Source organism: Pseudoalteromonas phenolica, from assembly GCF_044788725.1.
GTDB lineage: Bacteria > Pseudomonadota > Gammaproteobacteria > Enterobacterales > Alteromonadaceae > Pseudoalteromonas > Pseudoalteromonas phenolica_C.
In genome coordinates this window covers 2,656,267-2,675,220 of sequence record NZ_CP173161.1, presented here as the reverse complement: position 1 = coordinate 2,675,220, position 18,954 = coordinate 2,656,267, and the positions used below count along the sequence as shown (strand labels likewise).

General features: G+C 40.7%; 10 protein-coding genes and 3 pseudogenes. 5 read left to right on the top strand and 8 right to left on the bottom strand.

Annotated features, from left to right (window positions below; translation table 11 throughout):
• Positions 1 to 555: 555 nt before the first annotated feature.
• Both ACH784_RS12175 and ACH784_RS12170 read left to right on the top strand, forming a co-directional pair.
• Positions 556 to 1,281, top strand: a pseudogene (locus ACH784_RS12175) (helix-turn-helix domain-containing protein); the annotation flags it as partial.
• A 77-nt stretch (positions 1,282 to 1,358) separates the two neighbouring features.
• Positions 1,359 to 2,379 (top strand): IS630 family transposase gene (locus ACH784_RS12170; RefSeq protein WP_404395238.1). Its coding sequence is split into 2 segments (ribosomal slippage): positions 1,359 to 1,811 and positions 1,813 to 2,379, totalling 1,020 coding nucleotides; the frame shifts between segments, so codons are not numbered across the junction.
• Between the two features lie 390 nt (positions 2,380 to 2,769).
• Here the strand turns inward: ACH784_RS12170 and ACH784_RS12165 are convergent.
• The 4 genes and pseudogenes from ACH784_RS12165 to ACH784_RS12150 form a co-directional block, all read right to left on the bottom strand.
• Positions 2,770 to 3,036 carry a hypothetical protein gene (locus ACH784_RS12165; RefSeq protein ID WP_404390549.1) on the bottom strand — a complete coding sequence of 89 codons (267 nt, stop codon included), beginning with the start codon at positions 3,034 to 3,036 and terminating at the stop codon, positions 2,770 to 2,772.
• 155 nt (positions 3,037 to 3,191) lie between these two features.
• Positions 3,192 to 4,300: pseudogene (locus ACH784_RS12160) on the bottom strand (IS3 family transposase).
• A gap of 64 nt (positions 4,301 to 4,364) precedes the next feature.
• Positions 4,365 to 4,807: pseudogene (locus ACH784_RS12155) on the bottom strand (transposase domain-containing protein); the annotation flags it as partial.
• A gap of 166 nt (positions 4,808 to 4,973) precedes the next feature.
• The gene (locus ACH784_RS12150) at positions 4,974 to 7,301 is read right to left on the bottom strand and encodes a helicase-related protein (protein WP_404390547.1); all 2,328 of its coding nucleotides are present in this window, start codon (positions 7,299 to 7,301) and stop codon (positions 4,974 to 4,976) included.
• A 111-nt stretch (positions 7,302 to 7,412) separates the two neighbouring features.
• Between ACH784_RS12150 and ACH784_RS12145 the strand changes: the two genes are divergently transcribed.
• Positions 7,413 to 8,243, top strand: coding sequence for a M90 family metallopeptidase (locus tag ACH784_RS12145; RefSeq protein WP_404390545.1), 831 nt, complete (start codon positions 7,413 to 7,415; stop codon positions 8,241 to 8,243).
• 83 nt (positions 8,244 to 8,326) lie between these two features.
• Positions 8,327 to 11,500 (top strand): amidohydrolase family protein, encoded by a 3,174-nt coding sequence (locus ACH784_RS12140; protein WP_404390543.1) that lies wholly within the window; start codon positions 8,327 to 8,329, stop codon positions 11,498 to 11,500.
• A gap of 124 nt (positions 11,501 to 11,624) precedes the next feature.
• Here ACH784_RS12140 and ACH784_RS12135 read toward each other — a convergent pair whose 3' ends face one another.
• The 3 genes from ACH784_RS12135 to ACH784_RS12125 form a co-directional block, all read right to left on the bottom strand.
• Positions 11,625 to 11,987 (bottom strand): hypothetical protein, encoded by a 363-nt coding sequence (locus ACH784_RS12135; protein ID WP_404390541.1) that lies wholly within the window; start codon positions 11,985 to 11,987, stop codon positions 11,625 to 11,627.
• Between the two features lie 170 nt (positions 11,988 to 12,157).
• On the bottom strand, positions 12,158 to 12,922 hold the full coding sequence (locus ACH784_RS12130; RefSeq protein ID WP_404390539.1) for a YdcF family protein: 765 nt from the start codon (positions 12,920 to 12,922) through the stop codon (positions 12,158 to 12,160).
• 69 nt (positions 12,923 to 12,991) lie between these two features.
• Complete coding sequence (locus ACH784_RS12125; RefSeq protein ID WP_404390537.1) at positions 12,992 to 13,879, bottom strand: LysR substrate-binding domain-containing protein; 888 nt, start codon at positions 13,877 to 13,879, stop codon at positions 12,992 to 12,994.
• A 295-nt stretch (positions 13,880 to 14,174) separates the two neighbouring features.
• On the opposite strand from ACH784_RS12125, the gene metE reads away from it, so the two are divergent.
• Positions 14,175 to 16,448, top strand: a complete 2,274-nt coding sequence (gene metE, locus ACH784_RS12120) for a 5-methyltetrahydropteroyltriglutamate--homocysteine S-methyltransferase (RefSeq protein ID WP_404390535.1) — start codon at positions 14,175 to 14,177, stop codon at positions 16,446 to 16,448.
• A gap of 94 nt (positions 16,449 to 16,542) precedes the next feature.
• On the opposite strand, the gene ACH784_RS12115 is transcribed toward metE, so the two are convergent.
• Positions 16,543 to 18,921, bottom strand: a complete 2,379-nt coding sequence (locus tag ACH784_RS12115; protein ID WP_404390533.1) for an EAL domain-containing protein — start codon at positions 18,919 to 18,921, stop codon at positions 16,543 to 16,545.
• Positions 18,922 to 18,954 lie beyond the last annotated feature (33 nt).

Genomic DNA, 18,954 nt, shown 5'->3' with positions numbered 1-18,954 from the left:
TATTTAGCATCTTTTTAAATTCAGTATAGATTCTCAGGTGCATTAATTTGAAAAAAGTGTTTAAGTTAACTGAAGTCCAAATATCGAAAAACCTCCTTGAAAGTTAGCGGTTACTTTGTAGTTTCCCCAAACTATGAAACACTTCGCAAGTAGAATTTTCCATTTATTAAAAAGTTACGTTGAGAAAAGTAACTTTACTGAAACTTAAATTGCCATCATGGTCAAAGAAATTGACTTTGTGATAGCGACCCTGATTTACCTTAAATGCACTTGAAACTTGGGTTAAATAAAACAGCATCAAGCTGGAGCTTATAATAGCTGGTAGCTTTTATAAAAACGGCTGTGTAGAAAGGTTTAACTGAAGTTACAGTGAAAAGATAATTGTTTAATACTGGTTTGAATTACCACAAGAAGTACGTGAAATAAAAGAAGAGTTGTTAAACATTTATAATTATGTGAATTAGGTCTCAACTTGCTCTGACATTTCGATTTGAAAAGTTGAGAGTTGCCAGTTTTTATAAATGTGTCGAATCTTTTAATCAAAGCAACCAAAAGGTGCTAACTCTCACGCTTCATACTGACAACCCAATCATTAAACACTAAACTGACTAACTTAATCCTGCTGAAGAGAGAGCATTTTTCTAAAGCCTCTAAAGCCATGGGGGTTCTAGAGACACGTTTTTTCGATGCTAAGAGCCATATTCGAAGACAGTGGCTTTGGGTACACTCATTGATAAAAGTCATAGGTCTCCAAAAATCAAAAGTAGAGTCGGTGAAGAAACTGAACTAGCAGTTCTTAAGTACACTTTTGACTACCTGCTCAAGAACAACACAAAACAATCAATGAACTAAGGAAGCAAGATGTATTTGTATCTGTCAGCGCTGTTCGATCGATTTGGTTACGTCATACTTAGAAGCCTTTGATAAGCGTCTGAAAGCTTTACACTTCAGACCACCGATTACAGCGGCAGATATTTAATTATAAGGTTTTACCTTATTTAGAACGGCAGGAGCTGCTAATGCTACAAATTTTTAATTACTGAGGTACAGAGTATTGCAGCAAGGTTGCACATAGTGACTACAAATTTTATCTTGCAATTAACGATATAGACCATACGCAAACAAAAGCGATGTTGCCTCAAACTAACGGTATCAGCGAGCGATTTCACAAAACAATACTTAGCGAGTTTTAGCAGATTACATTCCGCAAAAAGCTGTAAAGTTCGATAGAGTATTTACAAAAATGATCTGAACGAATGGGTGGCTTATTTCAATAATGACCTAATACCATTCCGCTTAAATATCTGATCTAATAGAAGTCATATAAAATCACCAACTCAATAACGTTGAACACAAACATATCTGAACAGCTTTTATCGCTTTCGCGAAAAGAACCCAACGCACGAAAGCGCATTCGATTGCTTGCCGTGTCATTATTTTATGAGGGCAATAGTAGAGCCGACATTGCAAAACGCCTTAATACTGCACGAAGTAGTGTTAATAAATGGGTCTCTAGTTACCTAGAGCATGGCCTCGATGGCTTAGACAATAAGCCTATTCAAGGGCGTCCATCTAGACTCCAACAACCACAGCTTGAGCAACTGTCTGAGTTTATAAAGCGCGCAAACTCAGACCTTCAAGGTGGCCGTCTAACCGGTGAGGACATTGTGCAATACATTAGCACCGAGTTTGGCGTTCATTACCACTTAAATCATGTCTATAAAATACTAAAACAGCTTGGCTTTAGCTGGATCACAAGTCGCTCGAAGCATCCTAAGCAATCACAGCAGAGGCAAGAAGCTTTTAAAAAACTTTCTACTGGAAACGATCCTTCACACTCCAGGCCACCTTCCTCTTGACCGTATCGATGTCTGGTTTCAGGATGAAGCTCGATTTGGTCAGCAGAACCCGACTACACGCATTTGGGCTGAAACAGGAACACGGCCAAGGATTGTGAAACAACAACAGTTTGAATACGGGTACTTATTTGGTGCAGTATGTCCTTCCACAGGCCAAACTGAAGCGTTAGTAAGTCCATTCGTAAATAAAGAAGCGATGAGGCAGCATATGCGTCAAATATCACAAGCTACACCAGTTGGCAGGCATGCAGTTGTGATTATAGACGGCGCAGGCTGGCATACAGATGATACTGCGGCAGAATTCAGCAACTTAACGCTCATAAAACTTCCTCCTTATTCACCAGAGCTAAATCCAATAGAACAAGTATGGAGCTGGATACGACAACATTGTTTATCCAATAGAGTGTTTTCTGGCTATGACGACATAGTTGATGAAGTTTCAAAAGCATGGAATCAATTTATTTCACTACCGGATCGAGTGAAGAAGATGTGCAGCCGAGAATGGATAAAGCTGACTTAATCTTTATGCGGAATGGTATAACTCACAAGGAAAAATATGCTGTGACAGAACGCCACTTAATACGGAAGAAGATGGAAAATATATTTGGGCAGAAAAAATTTGCTCAGTCCTAATCTGACAGTCTCCGATTTAAAAAGGTAACTGTCAGATTAAGTCCGAGCTAGTACAAATAACGAATTGACTTGTGATTCACTTGGTGATAAGACACTAATTAATTATCTTAAGGGTGTATAAAATTCTATGAAAAGACATTACTAAATTGGGTGGATTCACAACTTCAAAAATTTCTTAGCGTAGCAAAAAGTTTATGTATGTACTCGTGTGATTATTTAATATTGGCTCGTATTTACCGAATTTATCCATTTTATAACACACGAGTTCAAGCTGCTTCTAATTAGTTCCACCTTCGGTATAAGTTCGACCTAGCCTAATTAAAGCCTCTTGAGCGGCTTCTTTTGATCTTTTGTATGCTTCTTTTGTCATACACCTTCTAGTGTTGAAATTTGAGCCCGTTTTCTTAACCGTCTTACATATATAATTGTCATTATTTTCGACAGCAGCTAACTGGTTATTCATTTTTGTTTTACGATCAACTGTGTTTGAACAGCCAGATATGATGAATGTAAGCCCGAAAAGTAAAAGTGAAATTTTTTTCATAATAAATCCTTTTCTGTTGTGTTGTTCCTTTTTATAATACAATATTTTAACTTAAGTACAACACTTTATTATGTTGGACTTAGTTATTAAGCGTGGGAGTTTACTTATACTGTATTTTTATTTTTTGCCTTCAACCACTGTTTTGCACAACTAATTCAGGACACTTTTCTTAAGGAACTTTGCTTATATTCAATTGGCGATAGATCACCATTTTCCGTATGGAGTCGTTCTAAGTTGTAATAACGCATGTACGCTGTCACATCATCTCTCATATACTCGTGTCTTGGCTGAGGTACTTTCAACAACCGCATTCTCCCAACACGCTCCAACATCGTCCATACTCGCTATAATACCGTAGGTGGCTAGCAGTTTACGGTAATGCTTACTGGTATATTGTGAGCCTTTATCAGAATGAAACACCAAGCCTTTAGGTGGCTGACGTAAGTTATAAGCTTTCTTCACAGCTTTGCTTACCAAGTCAGTCGTTATTCGCTTATTGATATGCCAGCCAACGATGCGGCGTGAATATAAGCCCATAACAATGGCTAGGTACATCCAGTCTTCTCCTGTTCTTAAATATGTCACATCACCAGCCAAAACCTGATTTGCAGCAATAGGATTAAAGTTCTGATTCAATAGGTTACCAGCTACGGCATCAGTATATTTACGCTTGGTTGTGACTTTATAAGCAACTCGCAGATAACAAATAAACCAAGCATAGCCATTAACTTCTTATCGCCATATTCGCTGGCTATAAAGCCCTTCTTGCATAACTGCTTCTTCAGCTCTCGATAACCCAAGCTATTTCTGTTTTGCCTGAAGATGACTTTGGCTCTTCGATACATATGCAAATGCTCTGCTGTAATGATTTTAGCGGGTCGCTTCAGGCAAGCATAATAGGCTGAGTGACTGACGTCCATTACTTTACAAAGCTTACTTACTGGAAATACCGAAGATAGTTTCTTAAAGGTTTTAAACGTTACTTGGTTTCCTTTAGCAGGGCGCTGGCCTTTTTTAAGGTTTCTTTTTCCATCCTGAGCTCTTTATTTTCATTGTGAAGCCTTAACAATTCAGCTCGTTCACCTGCACTTAAACTGGTCTCAGATTGCTTAGCTTCAAACTTAGCTTTCTAGTTATAAAGTATTTTATCTGTGATGCCTAAAGACGCCGCTGTTTTTGGTACGCTTTAACCTTGCTCAGTTACTAATGCCACAGCTTCTAGCTTAAATTCAGCAGTATAATTTCTGTTTGTCATTTTTGTCATTTCACACCTCAATAATTGGGTTATATTCCATTATAAAAGTGTCCTGTTTGATTAAAGCAGAACAGTGTTTTATTAGGTCATCATTGCCATGCTTTCTGAATAATGTACCGTCAACTGCAAATACTTGTAAGCCATGCTAACTATCCTGAGTGTAACGCTCAAGTCCTCATTTATAGTTACATTGCCTAAAAAGCCCTGGCCTAGGATTTTATAGGCTTCAATTAAAGCATTTTTAGCTATTAGCTTTTCATCAACTAACCCTTCGGCACAAATATTTAATCATCGTGATACTTCAGCGATTGTCTCAATGCGAAAATACGCCATACCAACCACTAACCAAAGCAATATATCACTGGGTAGTCTTCGTCTTCTAATTGTTGCCTTAGATGAAAGCCAAGTGGCTTGCGCAACCCATTCGGTAGGAATGTGTTCACAAAATGTAGAAAGTTGAGCTAGTTCAATAGCTGACTCGTCTATAATATCTACAAATAAATGTGTGCTAGATATAAAAAAACCATAATCAGAAACCTGACTAAAGGTTTTTCACGATCATTTGGATCGGTTAACTGATCTCTTTCTTATTAGATCTGAATAGCCCTAGAAGGTGGATTTTTTGTAAAAATATTTTTTGTTTCATAATAGTAAATCACGAAGTGTTTATTAACACTATTTATTATTTCACATCAACCACTTTACTTGCCTTTTTATACTGAATTTTAAATCCCTTCCAAGCTGGTAATTCCCATCTTTTTGGGGCATCTTTGCGAGCGCCACTATCGTAATGCAGGGTTAAACGCTTAGCCTTAAAGAAATACTCAACCGATAGCTTTAACTCAGGTAAATCGATTTTAAGCGGGTATTTTTCTTTAAATGGCTCAATTAACCAAGACTCCACACCTTGATAAAACAAGTCTTCGGGTTCGATTAAGGCTAAATCATCTTGTTCACGAATACCTAAATTGGTCAAAGTTTCTAGCAAGTATTGCTCGGCTGTTGGTAGTGTCTCAGTAATATTTTCAGCTAAGTTATAAAGAGTATGATAATCAATCGACCCCGTCACTTGCTCGGCTACGCCCGGCATTAATTGATTATTGAGTATGAGCTCGACACAGGCGGGAATGAGGGTGTTTGAGGTGACAGGCTCAAGTTTTGACGAAAGTTCTACACCGGCAAAAATATGGCTGATATTCACCATGATATCATCGTCAATGATTTCAGCTTTGTTGAGTGTGGTTTCGTATTGTGCGTATTCACTAATAAGATTAAGCGATATAGGTGCGGCGCAGGTTGCCAACGTCATGGCTTGTTTTGTCCCTTTACCAGCCATGGCATACGTGTCTAACACTATCATTGCTTGCGCCTTATCGTTAATGCGAGATTCTTTGGCAGGGATCACTTCGTTGTGGCCATTACCAAAAGCACCACGTCGATTATTTCTTTTTATGTAAAGTAAATCAGGTCGAGCTTGAGCAATATGTTGTAAGAGTAAGTTTCTATCAAAATTCGCGGCTTTACTGAGCTCTGGTAATGAAAAGGCCTCTCGTAGTTGTTCGCTAAATTGCTTGGCCTCTTCAAACGCGTTTTGTTCGACATTTACATGAGGGGCTTTACCTCTAAGTAGATTAATAGCTAATTCTAGATCGCAATGATTAGGTAGGGTCTTGTTTAATTCTTCGAGTTGTTCTGAATTATTCGGTAGCTGATAAACCCTTGCTGGCACACTTAAAACGGCAATGGCATCGATCATGGCTTGTTTTAGTACTCCGCTTGGCATCTGCGTAATTAAGTATGCATATTCTGCATCAATGGGTAGCGGATATAACACTTTGCCCAGTTCTGTGGCGTTCAAATCATTATCAAGGGCTGCGACTTTTTGTAATTGTGTAATGGCGGTATTTAACGAGCTACTTGGCAATGGTTCTAAAAATTGTAACTCATGTATATTGAACCCTGCACAAGCACTCGCCAATACCAGTTCAGACAAGGCTTCCCTGTGAATTTCTGGCGGCGTGGTTTTTATTAGTGGCGCATATTGACCGTATAAGCGTATGCAGCTACCTGCTTGTGTTCTACCGGCGCGGCCAAGTCGTTGTTTTGCTGAGTCCGCAGCTATGGCTTCTAGTGCCAGTACTGTTTTACCGCCGCGAAGATGGGTGCGACGCTCAAGGCCTGAATCAATCACAAAGGTAATATTGGGGATGGTCAATGACGTTTCTGCGACATTGGTTGCTAAGATAATACGTTGTTTTGATTGTTGTTTAAGCGCCAAATCTTGCTGTGATTTATGACAACCACTATACAAACCAATGACAATGGCATCTAACTCCTTGAGCGCACTCGCGGCACTTTGAATTTCGCCTTTGCCCGGTAAAAACACCAAAATATCACCTTGGGTTTCATGCAATGCTTGAGCACAAGCTTGATATACCCTTGGGGCTAAGTCATGTTTGCTTGGCATCGCCCGCATATCATCTGCAATAAAGGTCTCTTCGACGGGGAACATTTTGCCTTCGCTATGAAGGTGCGTTGCGTGTAAATAATCACATAGAGGCTTTGTATCTAGTGTGGCCGAGGTGACGATGAGTTTATGCGCTTGATGACTTTTAAGAAGAGCAAGGAGTAGATCCATGTCCCAGCGGCGCTCGTGAAATTCATCGAGCATGACCACATCAAATTCTTTTAATTTAGACTCAAAAAACCACCGCAGTGCGACACCTGGTGTGGCAAATACCACTTGGGTGTTTTCATCGAAGTGGCTTTCAAAACGAATGGCGTAGCCAATCTCTTTTCCGAGCGGTTGCTGGCTTTGCTCAGCTAAATATTCCGCAAGTGACGTACAGGCAATACGTCTTGGTTGTACTACCAACACTCGGCCAATTTTTTTTGCCCAAACAGGTAAACAAGTTGATTTGCCTGAACCAGTGCTTGCGCTGATCACAAGCGGAGAAGAGTCAATATGAGCGTGAAAATCAGCTTCTATATGGGCTATGGGTAAAGTCATGGCAGAGTGTTCTATCTTATAATCTTTAAGTTTCTTTGATTTTATCAAAGCTATATTGAAATCGCTGCAATTCGTACCTACTAACTCATTAGTAGAGTAAAGAGAATTCACATGATAAATATTTTCTTGATGTTGGCACTTGTCGCCTTTGTGGTTATTTATTGGCGTTGGCATGATGTAATGAGGCAATATTGGCAGCGTAAATATGCTGAGCAAAACCTGTCAGAGCAAGATAAGCAGATCTTACTTAAATATATGCCTATCTATCGTAATATGACCGACAATGACCGTGAAAAGCTCGAAAATCATATTGTCTGGTTTTTAGGTGAAAAGCGTGTATTAGGCCGCGATGGTTTAACAGTGAATCGTGCCATGGTCTTACTGATTGCTGCCGATGCTTGTTTATTGGTGCTGAACAGCCAGTGGCCTTTATATCCAAATGTGAAAGAAGTGCTGTTATATCCCAGTAGCTACTATGCGCCACAGCAAAGTCGCGATTCGGCAGGGCTGGTTAATTACCATACCTCAGTTAGACAAGGGGAATCTTGGCCCGGTGGTACTTTGGTTTTAAGTTGGGATAACGTCATTGAAGGGCATAGGTTACCTGAAGATGGCCATAATTTGGTGTTTCACGAATTTGCCCATCAGCTCGATCAGCAAACAGGGCAAACCAATGGTACACCTCAGTTACATTCAGAGGCCATGTATCAACAATGGGGTAAAGTGTTTACTCGTGCATTTTCAAACTTGAAAAGTCATGTGGCTTACGGCATGCATCATGTTATGCATAGTTATGGGGCAACCAATGAAGCGGAATTTTTTGCGGTGCTGACCGAGACATTCATAGAAAAACCGTTCGAGCTGAACCAATACGACCCAGAGCTATTCACGTTACTGACGGATTATTACCAGTTTGATCCCCGTAACTGGTACCGTCGATAAAATCTGCAATTGGTGGCTTTTTTCTGGTATCTCATACGAAATTTTGTTGCAATCAGTTGTAATGATAACTGAGAGACAACAAGATGAAAAAACAGTTTTATAGTGCGCTCGCACTTTCTGTGTCATTGGCACTTGGCAGTGCACAGGCCGCAGAAAAATCAGAAAAATGGCAAGTTGATTCGCCGCAAGGTGAGTTCTTCGATGCGAAAGTATCGGTAGAGCAAGGTACTTGGATGAATGTCGACGTCAGCCCAGATGGTAAAACCATTGTATTTGATTTACTTGGTGACATTTACACTATGCCGATGAAAGGCGGTAAAGCCACACAGTTAACCTCAGACATTGGTTGGCAAATGCAACCACGCTTTAGCCCTGATGGTCAGTATATTGCTTTTACTTCAGATCAAGGTGGTGGCGACAATATTTGGGTGATGAAGACCGACGGATCAGAGCAAACCGCCGTTACCAAAGAAACGTTTCGTTTATTGAACAGTCCGGCATGGAGTCCAGATGGTAACTTTATCGTGGCGCGTAAGCACTTTACCGGTACTCGCTCTTTAGGTGCGGGCGAAGTTTGGATGTACCACAAAAGCGGTGGTAATGGTGTTCAGCTAACGAAGCGTCCAAATGAACAAAAAGACTTAGGTGAGCCTGCGTTCTCGCCAGATGGTCGTTATGTGTATTTCTCACAAGATGCCACACCGGGCAAAACTTTCCACTACTCAAAAGATTCAGTGGCAGGCATTTATAAAATTAAGCGTCTAGACAGAGAAACAGGTGAGATCGAGGTGATCTTATCGGGTATGGGCGGTGCCATTCGTCCAACCCCGTCACCAGATGGTAAAACACTGGCATATATTAAACGTGACGATTTTCAATCAAGCCTCTATTTATATGACTTAGAGTCAGGTGAGCATACTAAGCTTTATGGTGAACTTGAGCGTGATATGCAAGAGACTTGGGCCATTCACGGTGTATATCCAACCATTGCTTGGACACCAGATCAAAAACATTTGATATTCTGGGCAGGTGGTAAAATTCATAAACTGGCTGTGAAAGACAAATCAGTTGAAGAAATTGCCTTCAAAGTAGAAACCACCAAAAAGCTTCAAAAAGCATTACGTTTTGCTCAGGACATCGATGAGCCTGAATTTGATGTGAAAATGCTTCGTAACGTACAAGTCTCTCCTGACGGTGAAACGGCCATTTTTGAAGCCATGGGTCATATTTACAAAAGAGATCTTGATTCTGGCAAAATTAAGCGTTTGACTAAGCAAAAAGATCATTTTGAATTCTTCCCACAATTTTCTCGTGATGGCAAAAAGATTGTTTATGTTACTTGGGATGATAAAGAGCAGGGCTCGGTACGTGTTGTATCTGCGCGCTCAGGTCGAGGTAAAGCAGTTACTAAACAGCCAGGCAAATATGTAGAGCCAACATTTAGTCCTGATGGCGACACAGTGGTGTACCGTAAAACTTCAGGCAGTTCGATTTTAACGCCTGAGTGGTCATTAAAGTCGGGGATTTACAAAGTTTCAAGTAAAGGCGGAGAATCAGAGCTCATCACAGAGTCAGGTTTCCAACCTCAGTTTGCTGACAGAAACGACCGTATTTTTGTAATGGCTGGGTGGCCTAAACCGCAATTGCGCGCAGTAAACTTAGAGACGAAGAAAACACAGGTTTTATACGAATCAAAACATGCGACTGAATACCGCGTATCTCCGGATGGTAAATATCTCGCATTTGCTGAACGTTTTAAGGTATTTGTGACGCCGTTTGTAGAGAGTGGCAAAACCATTAATATCTCTCCAAGCGATAAACAATTTCCTGTTGAGCAGTTATCTGTCAGAGCGGGGGAGGGCATTTCATGGAGTGCTAAAGGCGATAAACTATATTGGAGTCTAGGACCTGAGCTTTATCATGCGTCACTTGCAGGCATGTTTGATATCAATAAAGCTGAAGATGCTGACTTTAAAGTGGCCAGTGGCACAAACATTGGTTTCAAGCAGAAAATGGCTGAGCCAAAAGGCATGATTGCGTTAACTGGCGCAATCATTGTTACCATGAAAGGCGAGCAAGTTATCGAAAATGGTGTGGTGCTGACTGATGGCAAGCACATCAAAGCGGTGGGGTCACAAGCTGATGTGCGTATTCCAAAAGGCGCAAAAGTGATTGATGTAACAGGTAAAACTATTTTACCTGGGCTGGTGGATGTACACGCGCACGGTGCGCAAGGCAGTAACGAGATCATTCCAGAGCAAAACTGGAAGAACTTTGCGGGCTTGTCTTTAGGTGTAACAACCATTCACGATCCATCAAACGATACCACAGAGATCTTTGCAGCCAGCGAAATGCAAAAAGCAGGCAAAATTGTTGGCCCTCGTATTTTCTCAACCGGCACAATTTTGTACGGAGCGAATATGCCGGGTTATACATCACACGTAGATTCATTAGACGATGCTAAGTTCCACTTAGAGCGTTTACAAAAAGTCGGTGCCTTTAGTGTGAAGTCTTATAACCAACCGCGTCGTGAGCAGCGTCAGCAAGTGGTTGAAGCGGGTCGTCAGTTAGGCATGATGGTTGTGCCTGAAGGTGGGTCATTGTTACAACACAACCTCACTATGGTCGTTGATGGTCATACTGGTATTGAGCACTCGTTACCTGTCTCGCATATCTATGACGATATTAAGCAGTTATGGTCGCAGACTGATGTAGGTTATACACCAACGCTAGGTGTGGCTTATGGCGGTATTTGGGGTGAAAACTATTGGTACGATAAAACAGATGTGTGGGCACACCCAAGATTAAGTAAGTTTGTGCCTAAGAATCAATTACTACCACGTTCAATGCGTCGTATTAAGTCACCAGATCACCACTATAATCACTTCAACAACGCACGTGTGTCTGCTGAATTACAAGACTTAGGTGCGCTAGTGAATCTAGGTGCACACGGTCAGCGTGAAGGCCTAGCGGCACACTGGGAAATCTGGATGTTTGCACAAGGTGGCATGACGCCACATGAAGCATTGCGTGCAGCTACGATTGATCCGGCTAAGCATATCGGTCTTGATGAACATATTGGTTCAATTGAGGCGGGTAAATTAGCTGACTTAATCGTGCTAGATAAAAACCCGTTAGATAACATCAGAGATACGGACAAGATCAGTCTTACTATGATCAATGGCCGTTTATTTGATGCGTCAACGATGCAAGAAGTCGGTGCTAAAAAACGTGAGAAGTTATTCTTCGAAGAGTAACATTTTCATTGGTGAGTGAGGCTTAGGTCTCACTCCTGTTGGATTTTAATCTTTCAATGTTAAAATCCAGACATAAAAAAACCGCGGTAAACGCGGTTTTTTTATGTCTAGCTGTGAGTGGAGATTAAACCACACCACGTGGAAGGCGACAGTCATGCTCTTTTTCAGCAAGACGGATAATCCAGAACTCTTCTGGTGTGTAGCCTTCTTCGTTAGCTTTAACAACAGTAAATGCTGCTTTTTTAGTTTTCGCAGGCGCTGCTGGTTTTTTTGTTTCTTTTTTAGCAGGAGCCGCTTCTTGGCTAGGAGCCGCAGAACCAGAAGTAAGCTCTTCTGTTAGTGCTGCTACATCTGCAAGACGCATGTTTTTGCCACCGTCAATGCTGTACCAGCCAGGTTTAGTTGTGATCTCTGGCTTTTTACCATGGGCAGCTTCATATGCAGCTTCAAAAGCGCTTAATACTTCAGTTTTATCAAGTTTACTCATCGTAGATCCTAGTCGTTAATACGCGGATACGCGGGTTTAATTTAAAGGCGCATTTATACCGAAAATTGGGCTAATTTTCAATTTTTTGCGCCATTTCTCTACTTTTAGCCATCTAAAATGTGATAAAGCGCTGTAAAAGTAAGCATTTTAACGTATTTTTAAGCACTGATTCATAAAGCTTCAGGGTTAATGAATCGTCTTAATGCAATCCACGCTTTACCTATAACTTCATGCCAGTGACTCGTAACCGCTCTTAATACCCCCGAATCTGGAATAAAAAGCTTATAAGTAGGAGTATTTGTATAAGTGTAAAATTGCACGGGTGCTTTGAGCACATCAACCCCTTGCACATAAAATAAATCACTGGCTCTGGCCATATGACTTGCTGACGTTACCAATGCAACTTGTCTATCGACTAATTTTGGGGCAAGAAGTTTTGCTTCATCGGCGGTGTCTTTGGCTGTTGGGTTGGTCGAAATACGGTGTTTCGCAATACCTAAACTTTTAGCAGTCTCAGCCATTAAATCAGCGCCAGTGGTTATACCAAAACCATACCCTGAGACTATCAGTTTAGCTTGAGGGTATGCGTTTGCCAGACGAAGCCCTTCAACTAGGCGTGATAACGCGCAACCACCAAGTTGGCCATTTGCTGGCAAACGGCTATTGGCATAGACATCACAGCCAAGTACAACAATATAGTGGAGCTTTTTGTGTTTTTTAATATTGAAAGGCGCTTGTGTCTTTTCAACAGGTTCAATCAATAAGTTTGCGCCGTAAGGTGTGCTTATAAACCAAGTGGCAAGAACACTAAGCCAAGCAATTAAGTATGACTTTTTATTTTGTTTTGCGATAAATAATAAACACAGTGACAAGATGATCAATGTGAGTGGCAAGGGCATCAAGAGGCCGCCGATGATCTTTTTGATTTCAAACATAAAAAAGCCCAAAGAGAATTTGGGCTAGTTTAAAATAGAATCAGTAAGACAACCAGATGATTTCTGTGGTTATCGTCCGTTACTTTGCTTACACGTATTTAAGAAGTGACGATAGACAGGGTTGTCTTTCATGTTTTTCTTCATGGCTAAATACATCGGACGATTTAAACCCAGTGCGCCCAGCGGAATAGACTTAATTAACCCTTGGCTTTCATAAGGTGTTACTAGCCAATCAGGTAGAGCGGCAACACCCATTCCGGCACTGACTAACTGGAAAATAAGTAATCCTTGGTCAACCGTTTTTAATGTACCGTCAAAGCGTGCATTTTGAATAAAATGCTTAAAAATATCTTGGCGCTCTTTTGGAATAGGGTACGAAATAATGGTTTCGTCTTTTAAGTCGAGGGCCGTTACGTAGGCTTTTTTAGCCAGTTCATGATCGGGTGATACAATCAGCTTCAATTTAAAATCAAATAGATGCGCGTATTCAAGCTTATCTGCTTCACGAATGTCAGAAGTTAATACTAAATCTAAGTCATCGTTGAGTAGCTCAGGAATAGCGTCGTAGCTAAACCCGCGCTCATAATCTACATGGATGTCAGGCCAGAAGTTGTTAAATTCTCTGATTGTCGGCAATAACCAATGGAAACATGCGTGACATTCAACACTTAAGCGCAGTTGCGAAATTGGCTGATTAAGGCTTTCTTTTAACCGACACTTTGTAGCTTCTACTCTTGGTAACACTTCGTTGGCCAATTCTAGTAATAGCATACCTTGTGGGGTAAAACGCACTGGTTGTGTTTTTCTTTCGAACAATTGACAGTCTAATTTGTTCTCTAAGTCTTTAATTTGGTGAGATAAAGCAGATTGAGTTAAAAACAGTTCACGGGCTGTATTGACAAGCGAGCCGGTTTCTTTAAGCGTTGAAATGGTTTTTAAATGTTTAATATCTATCATCTTCAATAAATCTCATTCTTAGAGTGAGCAAAATTCAGAGTTCACCTATTCTTGAACTGCATAACTTCAATTTCCGTGTTTGCTAGTTTATAAAAACAGCATAAAACTGTGTTTAATTAGCAAAATCACTATAACACTATTTTTGACAGCGTTGTCATGTTTTGATCATATTTTTTACAAATTTATTTGATTAATTTTGTTCATGTTAAAACTGAAAAACCATCAATTGTCTTCATCCTATCTCATGTTAATACTTTTAGCCATCTAAACATCCGTATAATTTTAAGGAAAGAGCATGGCGCATATTCATAATTTAGGTTTTCCTCGAGTTGGCAAAAAACGTGAACTCAAATTTGCAGTCGAAGCGTATTGGCGAGGCGAGCTAACTAAGGCCGAGTTACTAGAGAAAGGCAGAGTGATCAGAGCCGAGAATTGGGCGATACAGGCTGAAGCTGGCATTGAATTACTCCCAGTTGGCGATTTTGCATGGTATGACCATGTACTCAATACCAGTTTATTAGTAGGCGCTATACCAAAACGCCATGTAAATACCGATGGCAGTGTTGACCTAGATACATTATTCAGAATAGGCCGAGGTAAAGCGCCAAGTGGTTGTGCCTGTGCTGCGAGTGAAATGACTAAGTGGTTTAATACCAACTACCACTATATAGTGCCTGAACTTTCTAAAGAGCAAAGCTTTGAACTTAGCTGGCAGGCACTGTTTGAAGAAGTCTCTGAAGCATACAGTCTGGGTTATAAAGTTAAACCTGTTTTGGTAGGGCCTGTCACTTATTTGCATTTAGCTAAGTGTGCAGATGAGCCGTTTAATAAGCTTTCACTTCTAGAAAAGTTACTACCGGTTTATCAGCAAGTATTACAAAAGCTGGCTGAACTTGGCGTTGAATGGGTACAGATTGACGAGCCAATTCTTGCCTTAGAGCTATCAGATGAGTATCGCACTGCATTGCGCACTTCTTTTGCTACATTAAATGGGCAAGGTGTGAAGGTTTTACTGGCAAGCTACTTTGATTCAGTAAAAGATTACTATGAAGATATTCAGCAATATTCTGTTGCAGGCGTGCATTTTGATTGTGTGGCTGGTGAGCAAGATCTTGCAAAGTTAAACCAGCTTTTAAATGACGACCAGGTATTATCTTTAGGGGTTATAAATGGCCGTAATATTTGGCGAGCAGATCTGTCTGCTATTTATGATCAAATCGAGCCCATAGCACAAAGTCGTGGTGATAATTTATGGTTAGCACCGTCATGTTCATTACTCCATACCCCGGTAGATTTAGATCAAGAAGAAAAGCTTGATGCTGAATTACGTTCTTGGTTGGCGTTCGCAAAACAAAAGGCACAAGAGCTTAAGTTACTTAAAGCAGCCATTAATAATAAAGCACTAACAACTTTAGATTTATATTCTGCGCCCGTAAAAGCTAGAGCGAGTTCTAAGCGAGTAAATAATCTTTTGGTTCAAGAAAAAGTGGCATCACTTACTGCCGAGCACGCAAAGCGACAAAGTGAATTTGCCAAACGAACTAAAAAGCAGCAAGCCGCATTAGGGTTACCTTTATTACCGACCACAACCATAGGCTCTTTTCCACAGACACAAGCCATTCGTCAAGCACGAAAAGAGTTTAAAGCCGGTGTTATTTCAGCCGCAGAGTACGAAAACCAAATGCAAGCGGAGATCCGTTATGCGGTTGAAGAGCAAGAAGCGCTTGATATCGATGTGCTAGTGCATGGTGAGGCTGAGCGTAATGATATGGTTGAGTATTTTGGTGAGCAGCTCGAAGGATTTGCATTTACGCAATTTGGTTGGGTGCAAAGCTATGGCTCTCGCTGTGTTAAACCGCCTATTATTTGGGGCGATGTATCTCGAGAAAAGCCAATGACTGTGGGCTGGACGCAATATGCGCAAGCGCAAACCGCTAAGAAAATGAAAGGTATGCTCACAGGGCCTGTCACCATTTTATTTTGGTCATTTGTTAGAGATGATCTCGATAAGCCGAGCATTGCAAATCAAATCGCATTGGCGCTTCGAGATGAAGTCGTCGATTTACAAAACGCGGGAATTGATATCATACAAATTGACGAACCAGCATTTCGAGAAGGCATGCCATTAAAGGCAAGTGAATGGCAAAGTTATCTTGATTGGGCGGCATATGCATTTAGAGTGTCGGCATCGGGGGTTAAAGATGAAACGCAAATTCATACACACATGTGTTATGCAGAGTTCAACGACATTATTGGTGCAATCGCCGATATGGATGCTGATGTGATCACCATAGAAACATCTCGGTCGAACATGGAACTACTAAATGCTTTTGAAGATTTTGCCTATCCAAATGAGATTGGTCCCGGTGTGTATGATATTCATAGTCCGAATGTGCCAGACATTGCGTGGATCAAATCGCTTATTCATAAAGCCGCCGAGAAGATCCCCGTGGAGCGTTTATGGGTGAATCCTGATTGCGGTCTAAAAACTCGTGGATGGGAAGAAACTAGAGCTGCGCTTGATAACATGGTGAAAGCGACCAAAGAGCTCAGAAAGGAACTAGGATAAAATTAGCTTGAACTAAAACTAAATTTAGCTAGAAGATAAAACAAAACCTGCGTAAGGCAGGTTTTGTTTTATTAATTTAAGTAGAAGGTCACTTTTAAATAGGTAGTACCATCTCTGTATGTTTGAGTAATAACTCCATGGCTTTATCGGCAGGTAGTGGCTTCGACACAATATAGCCTTGACCAAATTGACAACCTTTACGTTTTAGTAGCGCCCATTGTTTTGGGTTCTCAATACCTTCAGCAACCACAGTGAGCTTTAAAGAGTGGGCTAGAGATAAAATAGCATCTACCAAGGGGTTCTCTTTTTGTGTTAATTGATCCACAAAGCTCTTATCTATTTTCAGTACATGGATCGGTAATTGATGAAGATAACCAAGCGCCGAATAGCCCGTACCAAAATCATCTAAATAAAGTTTTACACCGAGTGGCTCTAATCCTTCAATAATTCGCGTTGCTAGGCTGAGGTTTTCAATTAAACCTGACTCAGTTATTTCTAAACACAATGTCCCATTGGGTAACTGGTATTTGGTGTAGATCTCTTTCATAAAGTCTACAAACTCAAGACTGGCAAAGTGACGAGACGAGACATTGACGGTTACTCGAATTGTCGGCATACCTGCGCGACGCCATTTTTGTAACTGTGCACCCGCAAGCTCTAATAAATGCAGGTCTAGGTCGATGATCTGGCCTGTTTGCTCAGCAATAGGAATAAAGTCATTAGGCGGCACTAAGCCAGTTTTTGGGTGATGCCATCTTACCAAGGCTTCAAAACTGACAATATGAGGGTCTTGCAATGCAAAAATAGGCTGAAAGAACAGCTCGAACTCATTGTTTTTGATGCCATGTTGTAAGTCGTTTTCAATATCTGCTTGGCGCTTTAGCTTTCGGCGCATGGCATTATTGAAGTAACACACTTGGCCTCTACCACGAGACTTAGCTTCATACATGGCAGCGTCTGCCTGTTGCAGTAATGAGATCGCATTGTCTTTGGCACTTTCTGTGAAGGCTACACCGATACTACTGGATGCTTGTAAAACATGACCATCAATGTGTAAAGGCTTTGCGATTGCATTGGTGATACGTTCAAGCGCCAATTCTACTTGATGTTTGTCCTGAACATTTTCCATAAAGATCGCAAACTCATCACCGCCGAGTCGGGCAAAAGTATCGGTTTTACGAATACAGCTTTTTACCATATTAACAATTGCGATAAGAAAGTGGTCACCCACATCGTGACCGAGAGAATCATTAATACTTTTAAACCTATCCAGATCTAAATAGAGTAAACAGTGTAGGTTTTTTTGCTTGGCACGGCCCAAAGCCAAAATCGCGTGTTTCACGCGCTCAAACAATAAGTAGCGGTTCGCTAATCCGGTTAACTCATCGTGTAATGCTCTATGCTCTAGTGCTTGACGAGAGATTTGACGATCTATGGCCATACTTACTTGACGGCTTATATAAGTAAGGATCTCAAGATCATGCGCTTCAAAGCTTTTATGTTTTTGATAACTTTGCAGCACAATAACGCCCTGATACTGTTCGTTAACTGTAAACGGCACACCTAACCAAGAAAGTGGCGAACGACCGAGCATTTTAAAATGTCCGTCTTCAATATGCTGTTTAAATTGAGCTTGATCGCACAGCAGCGCTTTATTACTTTTCAGCAAATAATACGACGCGGAATCTTTTAATTGGTCTTTTGAAATTTTTGGCGTTGCTAAACACTTTAATTCACTTTCAATAAGGTATTTAATTTCTAAGACATCTGACTTGCGGTTATAAAGCGCAATAAAAAAGTTTTCCGCGGGTAATTGTGTATTAATGATCTGGTAAAGATCATCATAAAATGCATTTAAGTCAGCAGATTTATACGCGATGTTAGCAATTTTTAGTAAGCACTGTTCGAGCTGTTGGGCTTGGTTTAACTGATTTACTGTTGTAGTTAAATTATCAAGTGTACGAACTTGATATATTTTTGCGCTTAATAAATGCGCAACGGTAGACAGTATTTGTAAGTGCGCATCAGTAAAATAATTTAATTCTGGGTGTTCACAATCAATTACCCCGAGCAGGGTATTTTCATAAACTAAAGGCACACATATTTCTGATAGAGCAGGGCGTGAGTCGGCAATATACATCGCTTCTTTTCGCACATCTCCTGTGACAAACGGTACTTGAGTACGAGCAACATGTCCGGTGATACCTTGATCTATCGGTATACGCGTTTGCGCTACTTGGTAATCGATACTTTGATGCGCGACACCCATTGAGGCAACTTCGTCTAAGAATTCAGCTTGTTCATCAGCTAAATAGATAACACAGTCGACAAAGCCTAAGCGACTGACAACTTGAGAAGTTACATAATCAAATAATTCATCTAGCTGTGTGATCTGTAAAAGCGAAGATGAAAATTGATTAATAATGCTGAGCTGTTCGGTTTTTGATTCTAATTTGTTGTTATTCGAAAGCATGCACAATATTCATTCTGGTCCATGACTATACGT

Bases quoted from the DNA above. Each gene is read 5' to 3' on its own strand.
- ACH784_RS12150 (WP_404390547.1), bottom strand. From the start codon at position 7,301: ATGACTTTACCCATAGCCCATATAGAAGCTGATTTTCACGCTCATATT.
- ACH784_RS12165 (WP_404390549.1), bottom strand. From the start codon at position 3,036: ATGAAAAAAATTTCACTTTTACTTTTCGGGCTTACATTCATCATATCT.
- ACH784_RS12140 (WP_404390543.1), top strand. From the start codon at position 8,327: ATGAAAAAACAGTTTTATAGTGCGCTCGCACTTTCTGTGTCATTGGCA.
- ACH784_RS12145 (WP_404390545.1), top strand. From the start codon at position 7,413: ATGATAAATATTTTCTTGATGTTGGCACTTGTCGCCTTTGTGGTTATT.
- metE (WP_404390535.1), top strand. From the start codon at position 14,175: ATGGCGCATATTCATAATTTAGGTTTTCCTCGAGTTGGCAAAAAACGT.
- ACH784_RS12115 (WP_404390533.1), bottom strand. From the start codon at position 18,921: ATGCTTTCGAATAACAACAAATTAGAATCAAAAACCGAACAGCTCAGC.
- ACH784_RS12125 (WP_404390537.1), bottom strand. From the start codon at position 13,879: ATGATAGATATTAAACATTTAAAAACCATTTCAACGCTTAAAGAAACC.
- ACH784_RS12130 (WP_404390539.1), bottom strand. From the start codon at position 12,922: ATGTTTGAAATCAAAAAGATCATCGGCGGCCTCTTGATGCCCTTGCCA.
- ACH784_RS12135 (WP_404390541.1), bottom strand. From the start codon at position 11,987: ATGAGTAAACTTGATAAAACTGAAGTATTAAGCGCTTTTGAAGCTGCA.